General features: G+C 41.3%; 11 protein-coding genes. 2 read left to right on the top strand and 9 right to left on the bottom strand.

Annotated features, from left to right (window positions below; genetic code table 11):
• Positions 1-32: 32 nt before the first annotated feature.
• Both K0S23_RS00550 and aroC read right to left on the bottom strand, forming a co-directional pair.
• A complete protein-coding gene (locus K0S23_RS00550) occupies positions 33-1,841 on the bottom strand; it encodes a hypothetical protein (RefSeq protein ID WP_300352803.1) in 1,809 nt (602 codons plus the stop codon).
• Complete coding sequence (gene aroC, locus K0S23_RS00545; RefSeq protein ID WP_300355341.1) at positions 1,838-2,908, bottom strand: chorismate synthase; 1,071 nt, start codon at positions 2,906-2,908, stop codon at positions 1,838-1,840. Before aroC ends, K0S23_RS00550 begins: the two co-directional genes overlap by 4 nt.
• Positions 2,909-3,153: 245 nt before the next feature.
• Here aroC and K0S23_RS00540 point away from each other — a divergent pair, with 245 nt between their 5' ends.
• Positions 3,154-3,711, top strand: a complete 558-nt coding sequence (locus K0S23_RS00540; RefSeq protein ID WP_300352800.1) for a hypothetical protein — start codon at positions 3,154-3,156, stop codon at positions 3,709-3,711.
• Between the two features lie 31 nt (positions 3,712-3,742).
• Here the strand turns inward: K0S23_RS00540 and K0S23_RS00535 are convergent, their stop codons facing one another.
• The 4 genes from K0S23_RS00535 to rocD form a co-directional block, all read right to left on the bottom strand.
• Positions 3,743-5,152: a phosphoglucomutase/phosphomannomutase family protein gene (locus K0S23_RS00535; protein WP_300352797.1), complete on the bottom strand. Its 1,410-nt coding sequence runs from the start codon at positions 5,150-5,152 to the stop codon at positions 3,743-3,745.
• A gap of 95 nt (positions 5,153-5,247) precedes the next feature.
• Positions 5,248-6,228, bottom strand: coding sequence for a DUF3137 domain-containing protein (locus K0S23_RS00530; protein ID WP_300352795.1), 981 nt, complete (start codon positions 6,226-6,228; stop codon positions 5,248-5,250).
• A 2-nt stretch (positions 6,229-6,230) separates the two neighbouring features.
• Entirely contained in the window at positions 6,231-6,749 is a 519-nt protein-coding gene (locus K0S23_RS00525; protein WP_300352792.1) for a LemA family protein, read from the bottom strand.
• Between the two features lie 130 nt (positions 6,750-6,879).
• Positions 6,880-8,121: an ornithine--oxo-acid transaminase gene (gene rocD, locus K0S23_RS00520; RefSeq protein ID WP_300352789.1), complete on the bottom strand. Its 1,242-nt coding sequence runs from the start codon at positions 8,119-8,121 to the stop codon at positions 6,880-6,882.
• A 537-nt stretch (positions 8,122-8,658) separates the two neighbouring features.
• Between rocD and K0S23_RS00515 the strand changes: the two genes are divergently transcribed.
• Positions 8,659-9,759, top strand: coding sequence for an acyl-CoA desaturase (locus tag K0S23_RS00515; protein ID WP_300352786.1), 1,101 nt, complete (start codon positions 8,659-8,661; stop codon positions 9,757-9,759).
• 95 nt (positions 9,760-9,854) lie between these two features.
• Here K0S23_RS00515 and K0S23_RS00510 read toward each other — a convergent pair whose 3' ends face one another.
• The 3 genes from K0S23_RS00510 to K0S23_RS00500 all read right to left on the bottom strand — a co-directional run bounded on the left by K0S23_RS00510 (position 9,855) and on the right by K0S23_RS00500 (position 15,893).
• The gene (locus K0S23_RS00510; RefSeq protein WP_300352783.1) at positions 9,855-11,024 is read right to left on the bottom strand and encodes an ATP-binding protein; all 1,170 of its coding nucleotides are present in this window, start codon (positions 11,022-11,024) and stop codon (positions 9,855-9,857) included.
• 230 nt (positions 11,025-11,254) lie between these two features.
• Complete coding sequence (locus tag K0S23_RS00505) at positions 11,255-13,987, bottom strand: DNA gyrase/topoisomerase IV subunit A (RefSeq protein ID WP_300352780.1); 2,733 nt, start codon at positions 13,985-13,987, stop codon at positions 11,255-11,257.
• Between the two features lies 1 nt (position 13,988).
• A complete protein-coding gene (locus K0S23_RS00500; protein WP_300352777.1) occupies positions 13,989-15,893 on the bottom strand; it encodes a DNA topoisomerase IV subunit B in 1,905 nt (634 codons plus the stop codon).
• Positions 15,894-15,899: the final 6 nt, after the last annotated feature.

Below are 15,899 nucleotides of genomic sequence, written 5' to 3'. Positions count from 1 at the left end.
TTAGTTAAAAACAAGGAATGAATTGAATTAAATTAATGGTACTTAAAGAACTGTATGTTCAAATTCTTAAACCGGGTGGTTTCTCCCCCGATGACCAGGCTGCATTGTATGGAATCGAGATCTTTCCATCGATGATCCGAGGTGAGATCTACCTTAATAAACTCCCATTCCTTAATGTTTCTGGGCCTGGAACTTATAATCATATCGTCCATTCCCAGCTCGGAACCCGATTTGAAATACCTGGCAAGAATGTTCACGTTTTCATCCGGTTTTCCCAAATAAAGATCCATCGAAACCCGGACACCTGCAAACGCATCGGATCGAGTCAAATTCGGATAACTTAAACGTTTCATGAAATCGACTGTATTGGGATAGATCACCAGTGAATCGCCTCCGTAAACACGATCGTGCTTTAAGGGCTGCCCTTTTACTGAAAACCCCATTAAACTGCTCACAGGTTGGCTGTTCTGCGGAAGTGTGTCAATCTTTGAATAGAACACAAAGTTAAAACGTGGGTCTTCTTTCAGAAAGATCTTTTTCCACATCGGGTAATTCATGTAATCGTAATGGATGATTCTTTTGCGGTACTGGAACTCGTAAGTTTGATAAACGTAAGCGGTCAAAACGATAAACAATAAAATAAAGACACGCCAAATTCCCGGTGAGTAATGTATTAAAAAAGCAACCGGAATAACCAAAACACCATAAAAGTCAATCATTGCTCTGAACCCCAGAGAACCTCCATACCACCAGCACCACCAGGACGACAAAACATAGGCGGAAAGTAATCCAAAAATGAGAACTCCTGCAAATAATCGTTTACTCTTGAAAAACATGAGTACCAAGCCTGGGAACAACAGGAGCAAAAACGGACTGTAAACAAACATTCCTTTGCGGAAACCGAAAAGAATTTGCCATAAATAAGGATCTTTCCAATTTGAAAAGCCCTCATCGGAATAGCTGTTTAACCTCACCTCTCCCATTTGGAGATAGAAGGAATAAATTTGAATCAGAACAGGAATTCCGAATAGTACAACACCAAACAACAGGGTATTCCATTGCCGAGTGAAAAGTGCCTTCAAACGGTTCCATAATTCTTTGTTCGTGGCAAACAAAAAGGGAATGACAGAAAGTATCAGGATGTTCGTAGGTCTAATAGCGAATGAAAGTCCAAGGAAAAAGAAAAAAAACAGCAGGTTTAACCCCTTGTTTTCCTGTATCCACTTCAATCCCTGGAGCAGGCACAGATTAACAATGGCAAACGAAAAAACGTGTGAATAAGGAATATCCAAATAGATGTAAAAACTCAGATTAGTTGCAAGAGCCAGGGAAATTACCGCCGTATAACAGGCAAAATAATCCAGCTTTAATCTTCGCAGGAATAGAAAAAGCGAAATAAATCCTATCATCGAATAGGCGATCATTCCCGCATTAAGCCAAAGCAAATAAGGCCAGCTGTATCCGTCAGTGTCTTCTCCGGCTGCATTTGCATGAGCATGGCCGATTAAGAAAAAGGGTGTCAGACATTGAGCGGTGCCGGTGAAGTATTTGTTAAAGCGAATTCCGTTAGCGTTTGATAAGTTATCCTCAAAACCTGCATCCGGGTATTTTTTACCAATGCTGTCATTAAAAGCGAAATTATTCCCCTCATAGATAAACCATTCAGGTAAAAAGGCATAGTAACCCGCACCATCGGAATAAATAGCCGTTGCTTCTTTTACATTGATATTGGTCCATCCGTATCGTCTGTCTGTTTTAGTCCCAAACAAATAAGTTAGTGAAACAAACAAGAGGAAAATCATCCATTTCTTAGCCAATACTTTTTCGAGGCTTTGCTTCATGAATGATAGGCTTTTTGAATTAAAAAGTAATCAAGTACCACTAAAGCTGCCATAGCTTCCACTATCGGAACAGCTCTCGGAACCACACAAGGGTCATGTCTGCCCTTTCCGCTTAAAGTAAGCTGTTCATAAGCATCGTTGATTGTTTCCTGGTCTTTCATAATAGTGGCAACCGGTTTAAAAGCTACTCTGAAATCAATTGGCATTCCATTTGAAATTCCACCTTGTATTCCCCCCGAATGATTGCTTGTTGTTTTTCCATCGGTCGTAAACAGATCATTGTGTTCGGATCCCCGCATCGAAATTGCACCGAAACCGGAGCCTATCTCAAAACCTTTTACTGCATTGATTGAAAGCATTGCCTTCCCTAGTTCTGCATGTAATTTATCAAAAACAGGTTCTCCGAGGCCTGCAGGAACTCCTTCAATGACACAGCGAATGCTGCCTCCAATAGTATCTCCGTCTTTTCTCACTTCCCGAATCAATTCTTCCATTTCTACTGCAAGTTCTAACGAAGGAACACGCACAAGGGTTGATTCACTGATTTCTTTAAGCTCAGCCTTCCATTCTCCGGTCCATTTAAGCAACCCTATCTGGTCCACAAATGCATCGATCCGTATTCCCTCTTTGGCTAAAATTTGTTTCGCAATCGATCCGGCCACAACTCGTGACACGGTTTCCCTGGCTGAAGAACGGCCTCCTCCCCGGTAGTCTCTGATACCGTATTTTTGCTGGTAAGTAAAATCGGCATGGGAAGGTCTGAATGCCTGCTTAATTTCATCGTAATCTTTCGATTTTTGATCTTCGTTTTCAATCAAAAAACCAATGGGAGTACCCAATGTTTTTCCCTCAAAAATGCCCGATAAAAACTGAACACGATCCGATTCTTTTCGTTGGGTTACAATAGCAGATTGTCCGGGTCTTCTTCGGTCCAGATCTTTTTGCAACTCTTCGGTATCAATTGAAAAACCGGCCGGAATCCCTTCCAGGATGCCTCCCAGCGCTTTGCCATGTGATTCCCCGAAAGTGCTTAACCGAACTAATGTTCCAAAACTTGAACCTGCCATACTCCTATTGACCAATGATTCTTCCAAAAATAGTCAATTCACCACACATTGGGATCAAAGCTTCCATTTTGAAAAACAATTATCCAAAACGGTTGTGATTGCCATATTGAAAGTAAATTCAAGAGTAAAACCAAACCAGATATAACTGACTGATTTTAAAACAATTAAAAGATCAAAACAGATATCATTACTTTCTGGCAAGACTATTGAACAACTAGTAGTCATATCACTCAAACACTAAAGTCATGAAAAAATTAAGTAATTATTCCGCACTGGCTTTGACCCTTTGCTTTTTATTGAGTACAATGGGAAATGATTTGTTTGCTCAGCGCCCTTATTCATTACAAAAACACCATCCGAATAAGCATAAATATTATTATTATCCCAAACAAAATGTTTATTACGATCCGGTTAGCAGTGTCTACTTTGTTTGGGAACAAACTTACTGGAAACCGGTATCACATTTGCCCGGACGGTATGTAACAGTAACGTATTCCAATGCTCCGAGATTTGAATTATGGATAGCTTCTGCACATCCGTATTATTACAATCCGGAACACCGGAGAACTTATTATGAATATCGCGTTACTCACACTGCACCTTCAGCAAGGCTTCATGTCGAAAGCAGACCTAAGCCGAATGTGAGTTTTCATTTGGAAATAAACTCTGCACCTCAGCCTGTTTATGTTGAAGAGCGTTACGTCATTGTAAAGGAACGACATAACAACGGACATCATCATGGTCACCATCCTGGCCGCGGTCATGGCAAGGGACATGGAAAAGGAAAAGGACATAGACATTAAAAAAAAGCCCGTTGAATAACGGGCTTTTTTTTTAATTACATATTGTTTGTTCGGTTGTCTTTAATATCTCTCTTACTTCTTCAAGTGTCGGAGCTTCAGCATAGGTTCTTAAAACCGGTTCTGTTCCGGATGCCCGGATCATCATCCAGCGATTATCGTCAAAGAAGAATTTCCACCCGTCGATGGTTCCGACGTCTTTTACGGCATATTTCCCGAATGCATGGTATTCATTATTGCTGCACTTTGCAACAATTGCCTGCTTCATATCTTCCGTAATGTGTAAATCATTTCGTTCAAACTTAAATGCACCTACAATTGCGTAAACCTCATCTATCAGTTGATCCAGTGTTTTACCGGATTTCGCCATGTATTCCCAAATGATCAGTCCCATCCAGATTCCGTCGCGTTCGGGAATATGACCTTTTACAGCAATTCCACCGGATTCCTCTCCACCGATCAGAACATCTTCATCTACCATGATCCCGGCGATGTATTTAAACCCGATCTTTACAACCTGGTACTCTAAACCGTAATGCTCTGCAAGTGTTTTTACGCGTGGAGTTGTACTGAAGGCAGTAACTACTTTACCGGTCATTCCTTTATTTGTTACCAGGTAATGAAGCAGCAATAAAATAATGTGATGAGAGTCGATGAACTCCCCTTTTCCATTGTATAGCCCGATTCGGTCTGCATCACCATCCGTTGCCAAAGCACAATGAATATTTCCTTTTGCCAGGATGTATTGTTCCAATTCCTGTAAATTCTTTTGAATCGGCTCGGGAGCCTGACCATGGAAAGAAGGATTGTAATCGCAATGCAGCAATTGAACATCGGGTAAAATTCGTCTGATCACATTTTGTCCTGCTCCATACATAGCATCGTACACCAGGTTTAAACCGGATTTTCGGATTGCTTCCAGGTCAAAATTCTTCTCGATATGCTGAACGTATCGCGTTTCAAAATCCACGATTTCCAATTTCCCGCTTTTCTCAAAACTGCTCAAGTCCACAGCAGCATAATCAAACGGCAGGGAATCCGGGATAATGTCTTCGATTTCCTGAACTAATTCAGGAGTCAAAGGCCCGCCGTAATGTGCTTTTAACTTGTATCCGTTATACGACGGAGGATTATGACTTGCTGTAAGAATTACTCCTAACCCGCAATTCAATTGGTTTGCAGCCAAAGAGATCATCGGGGTTGAAACGAATCCTTTTGACATCAAAACCTCGATTCCTTCATGCAAGAGCACTTTGGCAACAGTTTCTGCAAAAAGTTCACCTGCAAACCTGCAGTCATGTCCCAATGCGATTTTTGAATTCCAGTCAGACTTTTTTAACCATTGCGCAGTTGCATATGCCACCCGCGCTACATTCTCTACTGTAAATTCATCTGCGATGATTGCTCGCCAGCCATCTGTTCCAAATTTTATTTTTGTTGCCAAATCTCTTCTGTTTTTATGGGTTCAAATATAGTTAATGTGATTCTTAGAACGAGGAAAACACCTGTTAGAATTCGATTAATTGATTACTAAATCGATTATTCTTTCGTCCAGATGCGTGTATTCAGATTCAAATCCTCGATAATACCTGTCATCGACTTTAATATAGTAATAATGATCTTGTAATCTTCTTCTTTCAGTAAACTGCCAAAAACAGAGGGTTCGAACAAATCCATATTATTGAAAACAGCAATATAAACCTGGTTATTTCGAAAGGAAATGGAAATCTTGAAATTCAGTTTTTTGCTCATTTCAAGCAGGCGCTCCATCATGGAAGGAGTGAGAATGTACCTGCATTCCTGTTCATCGGTGCTGTAAACTGCAAATTTCTTTTCGAACTCCGGATTTTCAAGTTTTACCAGGTCCCCATCTCTGCTTGAGTTCCATTGCTGAAACTTTCGCCCAAGTTTCCCCAGGTAACGCTCCATGAAATCCATATCGATCATTGTTTCTCCGTGGAAGTTTTTATGAAAATCGCTCACAAAGAACATTCCTTTGAAAATCGTATGCCAGTGTTCCTGTCTTCGACCGTTTTTGTCTGTTGTAACAGTTTTATACTCCGTATGTATTTCTCCAAATGCGAAATCTGTCAGATCAAATTTTCCCGAGATCGTATCTTCCGCTTTGTGGCGGTCATAACGCTGAGTAAAGATCTTGCTCTCGGCGTACTTGTCCATTAATCCCAGGTTTGGGTCATAACTCAGTCGCTCGTCTACAAATTTCACGACTGCCGGGATGACCTTTCCTTTGAACTGCTCTTTGAAATGTTTGTAGAAACGGTTGTAACCTATGCCTAAAAAAATAGCAGATCCGACCAAAATCACACCACCTGTAATAAGTGCAGCCAACATAGAATCCGGGCTCACAATGAAGATCACCAGCGGAACCCCGATAAAGAAAGCCAAACAGATAAGAAAGTATTTCCAAAACTTTTTGGTGTATGCTCTTCTTTCGGATTCCAAAACTCCCAAATCTCCAGCGATTAAATCAGCCTGAAGCTGTGCAAAATTGATTTCCATGCTTAGTCGTTGAATTTGAGATATTCTTTCTTACTCATCTTGTTTCGTTTCGCAATAATGGAAGAAGGAAACTGAAGTACGGCATTATTGAAGATCTCGATCGACATATTATAGGTTCTTCTTGAAGCTGCCAGCTGTTCTTCCATTTCATTCATACTTCTCTGGAGCATCATGAATTGGTCGCTTGCTTTCAGATCCGGGTAAGCTTCAGCTTTGATCAAAAACTGGCTGAATTGGTTCTGTAATTCGTGATTACTTTGTGCCAGCGCTTCTGTATCTCTTGAACCTGATCTTAAAGCCGTTAATTTTTCCAGTAAATCTTTCTCATGGGTCATGTAGCCGCTCACACAGGATGTTAATTGGGGAATCAGATCAAATCGTTTCTTCAGCATGACATCCACGGATGCAAAGGCATTTTCAACCTGGTTTTCTTTGGCAATGAGACTGTTTTTGATAACGATTACCACAATAAGCGGAACCAGGATCAATACAGCCAGTGAACAAATTAAAATCAATAGCATAGGTATTTTTTGCCGAAGATAATCAGAGTCAAAAAAAATCCCTCGCTTTAGCGAAGGATTTTATAATTATTTTGATAAGTGCTTAAACCAAAGGCTTGAAATACTTTATTCAAAGTCGAAGCAGCTCGTTTTACTTCTTAAACTCAAGAATTGTCTTCTCAATGATCGCAACACATTCCATCAATTGTTCTTCTGTCATCACCAATGGCGGTGCAAAGCGAATGATATTCCCGTGTGTCGGCTTGGCAAGCAAACCGTTATTTTTTAATTCCACGCATAAATTCCACGCAGTTTTGCTGTCTTCCGTATCGTTTACAATGATTGCATTCAGCAAGCCTTTTCCACGAACTTTCAGGATCAGATCTGTTTTCTCAATGATGCGATTCATTTCTTTACGGAACAATTGTCCAAGTCGCTCTGAATTCTCCGCCAGTTTCTCCTCTGTCACCACTTCCAAAGCTGCAATTGCAACTTTAGCAGCCAAAGGATTTCCACCAAAAGTCGACCCATGTTGGCCAGGTTTGATAACCATCATAATGTCATCGTTGGCAAAAACTGCTGAAACAGGATAAACCCCGCCGGAGATCGCTTTTCCAAGGATAAGGATATCGGGTTTCACATTTTCATGATCAACTGCCAGTAATTTTCCTGTACGTGCAATTCCTGTTTGAACCTCATCAGCGATAAACAGGATATTATTTTTGGAACAAATTTCTTTTGCACCGGCCAGGTAACCTTCGTCCGGAACATAAACTCCTGCTTCTCCCTGGATTGGCTCCACCAAGAATCCAATTACATTTGCCTGTTTTGCAGCTTCAGCCAAAGCATCCAGGTCATTATAAGGAATGCGGATAAATCCGGGAGTAAACGGACCGAAGTTCGTATTTGCATCCGGATCACTTGAAAATGAAATAATGGTTGTCGTTCTTCCGTGGAAGTTTTGCTCACACACAATGATCTGTGCCTGGTTTTCGGCAACACCTTTCTTTTCATACCCCCACTTGCGGGCTATTTTAATTGCTGTTTCAACTGCCTCAGCTCCCGTATTCATCGGAAGGACTTTATCGAATCCGAAATATTCAGCTACAAATTTCTCATAAACTCCCAATGTATCGTTGTAGAAAGCTCGGGAAGTTAAGGTCAGGGTTTGAGCCTGGTCAATCAGTGCTTTCACGATCTTCGGATGGCAATGCCCCTGGTTTACTGCAGAATATGCCGATAAAAAGTCAAAATACTTTTTCCCTTCAACATCCCAAACATAAACTCCTTCTCCTTTTGTAAGAACGACAGGAAGCGGATGATAATTGTGCGCTCCATAACGGTCTTCTAACTGCATCAATTCTTCCGATGACAATTTGTCTAATGTTACCATAATAATCTTTTTTTAAAGCTATTATCACTCGTCGCGGAGAGCAATCATCCTTTCCTCATTTGCAGTCGCAGGAGAGAAATCATCCCTGGGAACTACAAAGATATACAAATATTCATTTTTTAAAAAAAGCTTTGGCACGAATCACCTTGACACCTTCAGTCAGACGAAAACCCGGTAGTTCATTACAACAAAATAGGAACCTGAGAAGTTTCTCCGCTTCATTCCAACTTTAAGACAGAAAAGCCGAAGGACTACTGCCTTCATATCCTATCTTAAAACCGTATTTATGGCATTGATACAGCATAAATAAAGCATAGATAAAGCATAGATATAGTTACGTTTGTATATATTTTTATTCATAATTCATAATTCATAATTCATAATTCATAATTCATAATTCATAATTCATAATTCATAATTCATAATTCATAATTCATAATTCATAATTCATAATAATCACTATATCTGTGTGGTGAGGATTTATCCGGAACCAACGTTTTTATTTCTTAACTTTGTGTGTATTAAAATCTGTAACACTTGAAAAAAGTTCAGTTTTCTAAGCCTCAGGGCGAATTCTTCTCTACACTGAGAAAATCAGTTCAGAATTATTTTGACGAAAATCAACTGGATACTTCGGGAGATTGGAAGTTATATCTAAAGGCAACTATTATTATCACAACCTATATTGCCATTTATTTAACGATCATGCTGCTTCCCATCCCGGGTTATGTTGCATTGCTTTTATCCGCATCATTGGGATTTGTTCAGGCATTGGTGGGGTTCAATATTATGCACGATGCTTGTCATGAAGCTTTCTCTTCCAATAAGAATGTCAATTATTTCTTCGGTTTATCCATGAATGCACTCGGAAGTGACGCCTTCATGTGGAGACAGAAACACAACCTGGTTCATCATACCTACACCAATATCGACGGAATTGATGATGATATTTCCAAGACTCCTTTTCTTCGCATGAGCGATACACAACCACGTTATAAAGCACATCGTTTTCAGCATATTTATTTGCCGCTCTTATACGGAATCTCTACTATTTACTGGGTCCTGGTAAAGGATTTCGAAGATTATATCATGGGCTCCCGCTTCAATGTGGAAGTCGGCAGAATGAAACCGATAGATCATGTGATGTTCTGGACAACCCGTATTATTTATTTCGGATTGTATTTGGTGCTTCCTTCATTTGTTTGGGGGATCGGCTGGACTATCCTTGGTTTCACCCTGATGCACATGATGTTAGGACTGACGATGTCTTTTGTATTCCAATTGGCTCACGTTGTTGAAAACGTAGAATTTGAGCACGCTGAAGACGAATCTTTGATGCTTGAAAACGAATGGGCCGTTCATCAATTGGCTACTACGAGTGATTTTGCTGTAGATAATAAGGTGGTAAGCTGGTTAGTCGGCGGATTGAATTTCCAGGTGGAGCACCATTTGTTTCCCCGAATTTCGCATGTACACTATCCGGAGATCCAAAAGATCGTAGCAAAGACTTGTGAAGAATTCGGAGTAACTTATTATTCTTACGACAGTACCGGAAAGGCTTTGGCTTCGCATTTCAGACACATGAAACGTTTGGGGAAAAAGGACATGCTGAAACCTAAATTACAGGAAGGAAAATAATACACACCAAATTACGCTCGGAACTTGTCTAGGGTTTATAACCCTAGAAGGGTCATTTCTGTGAGAATTGTATATTCACCTGCGCGCGCGGCAATCTAATCAACAATCGAAATCCAGGGAATTTGAAAATACTGCTTCCCAAACCACAATTCAAATGCCGGATCCAGGAATTCATAAACACCCGATTCTTCTTTAATGATCATATCTCGTCCTTCAAGAATAGCACGGTTTTTAGAAACATTCCTGGGAGTTCCCAAAGTATAAGCACGCATGACTCCTGCAGCTGTCAATTGTTTCTCTTTCTGGTAAATAGCTTTCAATAAATTCACCTGTGTAGAGCTCATTCCTTCAATCTCGCGCTGGTACAAGGGCTGATTGGCAAAAATCAATTCCGTCAGCGCAGTTTGAATGATTTGTTTGTCGACTGCTTCCTTTCTGCTTTGATTCCAAACATAATGGGAGAGTTGTTGCACGTACCAGGAATGATTTTTCATCAGGCGCGGAATAATCGTTGCAATTTCTTTCGTGATCTGCTTGCCTGTTTTCTTAAAGCTCGCCTGGATGAATTTAACCCAGGCCTCTTCCGCGATCTTTGGCAATAACATCAAATCGCCAAAACGGTAAAACGGCTTGGATGGATTATTGAAAATAGCTTCCAGCATGTGTCTTTTACTTCCGAATAAACAATAGGAAACCAATTTTTGCCGCTGCCAGATGGCACGCATTTTCTTTTCCAACGGTTCGTATTCTACAAGGCTCGTAAGGTTCTGAAATTCGTCCAAACAAATAACCAAACGAATCCCCTTTTCCTTCGCAATGCGTTCGGGAAGATTCAGGATCTCATCTGCGAACTCACGTACTTTCTCGTGCTCATATTTGATTGTAAAATCCAGGTGCGGATTAACCCCAACATGAACAGTCGGAACCAAATTCGAGAGAAAGTTCTTCGTATCATGAAGCCAATCCTCCCATTTGGTGGAAGTCGCTTTAATGACTTCCCGTGTGAAGATCTCAAAGAATTCCACCTCGTTGTTTACGGTGAATAAATCGAGTAATACTGTTTTACATTTCTTGTCGGATTTATTGATGTCAATCAAGACGCGCTCAACAAGTGAAGATTTACCCCAGCGCCGGGGAGAAATTAAGATGGTATTGATTCCGCCCAATAGATTTTGCTTCAGACGGTGTGCTTCGGCTTCCCTATTGGTATAAGCTTCAATACTTACAGTGTTCCCAAAGATAAATGGGGAATAGATTTCCTGCATAGTGATTAGATTTTAATCAAATATACGACATTATTATCAACATTCCTAATAATTCAAAGATACGGAATTCAAACATTAATACCAAAGAGTATAATACTCTTTGGTATAATACCTTTAGGTATAAACTCAACTCTACCCTTTCTCTTTTAGCAATTTAGGTAACTAAGGAAACTCAGCTTACCTTTTAAAAACAAGAAAGTCCCCGCTTCAGCAGGGACTTTTCATTCAATTTAAAACAATGTCGGCTGGTCGTCCGGATCATCCGGATCTTTTGTCAAATCCCACTCTATAGTAGGATTATCTTCCCCACCATCAGAATCTTCTATATCCTGGTCGCTATCCTGGTCATCTGAATGATCCATTTCCAATTCCAATGGTTCTTCATCCGGCCAGGGTTCCGAACCTTCAATTTCATGTGTCAGAACAACTTCCTTGACTTTCAATTTGGTCAACTGGTTCCCCTGGGCCTTCATTCCTTTCACATCAATGAAATCCGCCAGAGCCACCTCATTATCAGGAAGGTTCTTGGTTTCTTTCAGCAGTTTGTTGTACACGATGCGAACAATCGGATTAAATGCTGTGGAAACACAGTCGAGATAGGAACCTTCTGTTTCGGAAATATATGATACGCGCTTATCCGAGGTAATTTCACAGGTAAAGCGTTTCACGTAATGCATTTCCTTTTCACCATCGTAATAAACCGCAGAGATCGGTCTGTCCGGAACCCACTTCTCAATATGAATCATGTCCTCATCGAAGTGGTTTGCAAGGTCAAAGGTAGAAAGACGGTAATCTCCATTTTTATACAAAGTCAAAATGCGGTCTTCTCCTTTAAACGAACCAAGGAATTTTCCTCTTCCCTCATCGTTCAAACGCCCGACAACCGTATCGTACCAGATCTTACGTGCTGCAAGCGTTGATCCGCCGACTTCTTTCTGCGTAATCTTCTGAACAATCTCTTTGGTAACGCGATTCCCGGCAGACTGACGGCCTTTGATCAACAGGTCTCCCAAATCGATATCAAAGCGCAAACGTTTCAAATGCGGTCTTGGACGAAGCATTACAGTAACTACCTCGCGTTCTCCGTTCGGATGGACTGAGAAATACAGTAATTTGGAACCTTTGATTCCGCGTGTCAGATCATATTCCGTATCACGTGTCACTGAATTCACAAAGAATCGTTTCATCATAGTTGCACCGCCTGCACCGTCCTGGTACATTACATGATAGATCGTACGCTTATCGCCTTTCTTCCACACATCTGCATGCACAATTCCTTTACCGACGAACTTCTTTTCTGCAACTTTTGTAACGATGAATTTACCGGTATCGAAGAAAACAATGATATCATCGATCTCCGAACAATCATTCACTGCTTCGGTCTTTTTCAAGCCCCAGCCAATGAATCCTTCTTCAATATCTACATACAGTTTGCGGTTCGCAATAATTACTTTCGAAGCTGCTATGTTATCAAAGACTTTCATTTCCGTTCTGCGCTCTTTCCCTGCACCGAAACGTTTTTTCAAGTCCCTGTAATACTCAATTGCATATTCCACCAAATTCTCAAGGCTCTTCTTAACCTCTTCCATTTCAGCTTCCAGTTTCGCGATGAAATCATCTGCTTTATCCGAATCGAAGCGGGTAATGCGGATCATCGGAATCTGAGTTAAACGTTGCAGATCTTCATCTACGATCTCCCGGATAAACTGCTTTTTAAATTTTTCAAAGCGTTTATACATGTACTGGTACAAGCCTCCCTTATCGGAATACAGCTTAAAGTCGATGTACATTTCTTCCCGGATAAAGATCTTCTCCAAGGTTGAGAAATGCCATTGTGATTCCAATTCTGCCAGGCGAATCTCCAACTCCCTGCGAAGTAAAGTAAGTGTATTATCCGTATTGACCTTCAGTATCTCAGACACTCCCATGAATCGGGGGGTATCACCATCGATCACAGAGGCATTCGGTGAGATGGAAACTTCACAATCCGTAAAGGCGTACAAGGCATCGATGGTTTTGTCAGGCGAAACTCCCGGAGCCAGGTGAATGACAATTTCTGCATCTGCAGCGGTATTGTCCTCAATCTTTTTGACTTTTATCTTTCCTTTATCGTTCGCTTTAATAATGCTTTCGATCAGGGAAGTTGTCGTACAACCAAAAGGAATTTCATTGATCATCAGGGTTTTATTGTCTACCTTCTTGATCTTTGCTCTTACCCTTACTTTTCCGCCTCTTAAGCCATCGTTATAGTTGGTAAAATCTGCCATTCCCCCATTCAGGAAGTCAGGGAAAATTTCAATTTTCTTTCCTTTCAAATGATTTATCGACTGATCGATCAGTTCAATAAAGTTGTGAGGCAGGATCTTACATGCCATTCCCACTGCGATCCCCTCCGCACCCTGAGCAAGCAGGATAGGGAATTTTACAGGTAAATTATCCGGCTCTTTATTTCGTCCGTCATAACTTAACAACCAGTTCGTTGTCTTCGGATTGAAAACCACGTGACTGGCAAACTTGGAAAGTCGTGCTTCAATGTAACGGGGTGCAGCAGCACCATCACCGGTCAATGTATTTCCCCAGTTTCCCTGGCAGTCGATCAATAGTTCTTTCTGTCCCAATTGAACCAAAGCATCACCTATCGAAGCATCACCATGCGGGTGATATTTCATCGTATTTCCGATCACGTTCGCTACTTTGTTGTAACGTCCGTCATCCAGTTCCTTCATGGAATGCAGAATTCTTCGCTGAACCGGTTTGAAGCCATCATGCAGCGATGGAACCGCACGTTCCAAAATTACATACGATGCATAATCCAAAAACCAATTCTCATACAATCCGCTAAGCGGAATAATCGTTTCATCTACGTGTTTATGATCATCTGAACCGAAAGAAGGCTCTTCTTTCCCGCCATTATCCAAATCATCATTTTCCGGATCTACCGGCCCGATTTCGTCTTCACTCATTTTAAGAAGCTTTTTCTATTGATTCGGTATTGTCTTCATCTGTTGGAGCATCCTCCAAAGCAACATGCTTCTCTTCATCTTTCACCACGCGCAGATTATCGATAATGAAGTCCTGGCGTTCCGGGGTGTTTTTCCCCATGAAATAGGATAAAATAGAATCGATTGAAGCATCTTTTGTAAGAAGCACAGGTTCCAGGCGGATATCGTCCCCGATAAAGTGTTTGAACTCATCCGGCGAAATCTCTCCCAAACCTTTAAATCGTGTGATCTCCGGGTTCTTTCCCAGTTCCAAGATTGCTGCCCTGCGCTCTTCTTCGGAATAACAGTAGATTGTTTTCTTCTTGTTCCGAACCCTGAAAAGAGGTGTCTGCAAAACATACACATGGTTCCGTTTCACCAGGTCAGGAAAAAACTGCAGGAAGAATGTCAGCAACAATAAACGGATGTGCATTCCATCGACATCGGCATCGGTTGCGATCACAATGTTATTGTAACGCAGGTTATCCATGTCTTCTTCGATATCCAAAGCCGCCTGGATCAGGTTGAATTCCTCGTTTTCGTAAACCACTTTTTTGGTCAGTCCGTAACAATTCAAAGGCTTACCGCGAAGTGAAAACACAGCTTGCGTGTTCACATCCCTGGATTTCGTGATCGATCCGCTCGCAGAATCTCCCTCGGTAATGAAAAGCGTGGTCATCTCGCGTTTCTCATCCTTCAGATCTGTCAAATGACTTCTGCAATCGCGCAATTTTTTATTGTGCAAGCTTGCTTTCTTCGCCCTGTCGCGTGCCAGTTTCCGTATCCCGGATAATTCCTTGCGCTCGCGCTCCGATTGCTTGATCTTTTTCTCCAGGGTATCGGCTACATCCGGGTGACGGTGTAAGTAATTATCTAATTTATCCTTCAGGAAATCATTGATGAACGCGCGCATGGATTTTCCCTCCGGCTCAATTTCCTGGGAACCTAATTTCGTTTTCGTCTGGGATTCAAATACCGGTTCAATCACCTTCACTGCTACTGCAGCAACGATCGACTGACGAATATCCGAAGCATCGTAATCCTTCTTGTAGAAGTCGCGGATCACTTTCGCTATTGACTCCCTGAATGCACTCTGATGCGTTCCTCCCTGAGTCGTGTGCTGACCGTTTACGAAGGAATAATAATCCTCACCATATGTTTTTCCATGTGTAAAAGCCACTTCAATATCCTCACCTTCCAAATGAATGATCGGGTACAAAGGATCTCCATCCATATTGTCTTCCAGCAAATCCTTCAGTCCGTCTTTCGATTGGTATTTTTCACCGTTGAAGTAAATTGCCAATCCGCGGTTCAGGTAACAGTAATTCCAAAACATCTTAATCAGATAAGGCATTTTGAAAGCGAATTTCTTGAAGATCGATTCGTCAGGGATAAATTCAAAGTACGTTCCATTCACCTCATCTGTTTTACTCAAAGGCAAATCTTCCGTCAATTCTCCCCGGGAAAAAACAACCTGCTTCTTTTGACCGTCCCTGACGGAGTAAACCATGAAATAATCACTCAAAGCATTCACAGCCTTTGTTCCTACTCCATTTAATCCGACGGATTTTTTAAATGCTTTTGAATCGTATTTCCCTCCTGTATTAATCTGAGAGACACATTCAATCACTTTTCCCAAAGGAATTCCCCGTCCGTAATCACGAACAGAAACCTTCCCGTCCTTCACTTTGATGTCGATTCGTTTTCCATTGCCCATTACGAACTCGTCAACGGAATTATCGACAATCTCCTTCACTAAAATATAGATCCCATCATCAGCGGAAGCACCATCACCCAACTTCCCGATGTACATACCGGGCCTCAGTCGAATATGCTCCTTCCAGTCCAGAGATCGTATATTGTCTTCAGTATATTGATTTTCAGCCATAATAAC

The organism is Fluviicola sp. (assembly GCF_029266855.1).
Lineage (GTDB): Bacteria > Bacteroidota > Bacteroidia > Flavobacteriales_D > Crocinitomicaceae > Fluviicola.
Note: the sequence above shows the minus strand (reverse complement) of the source record. Positions and strands in the feature narration are given on the sequence as shown.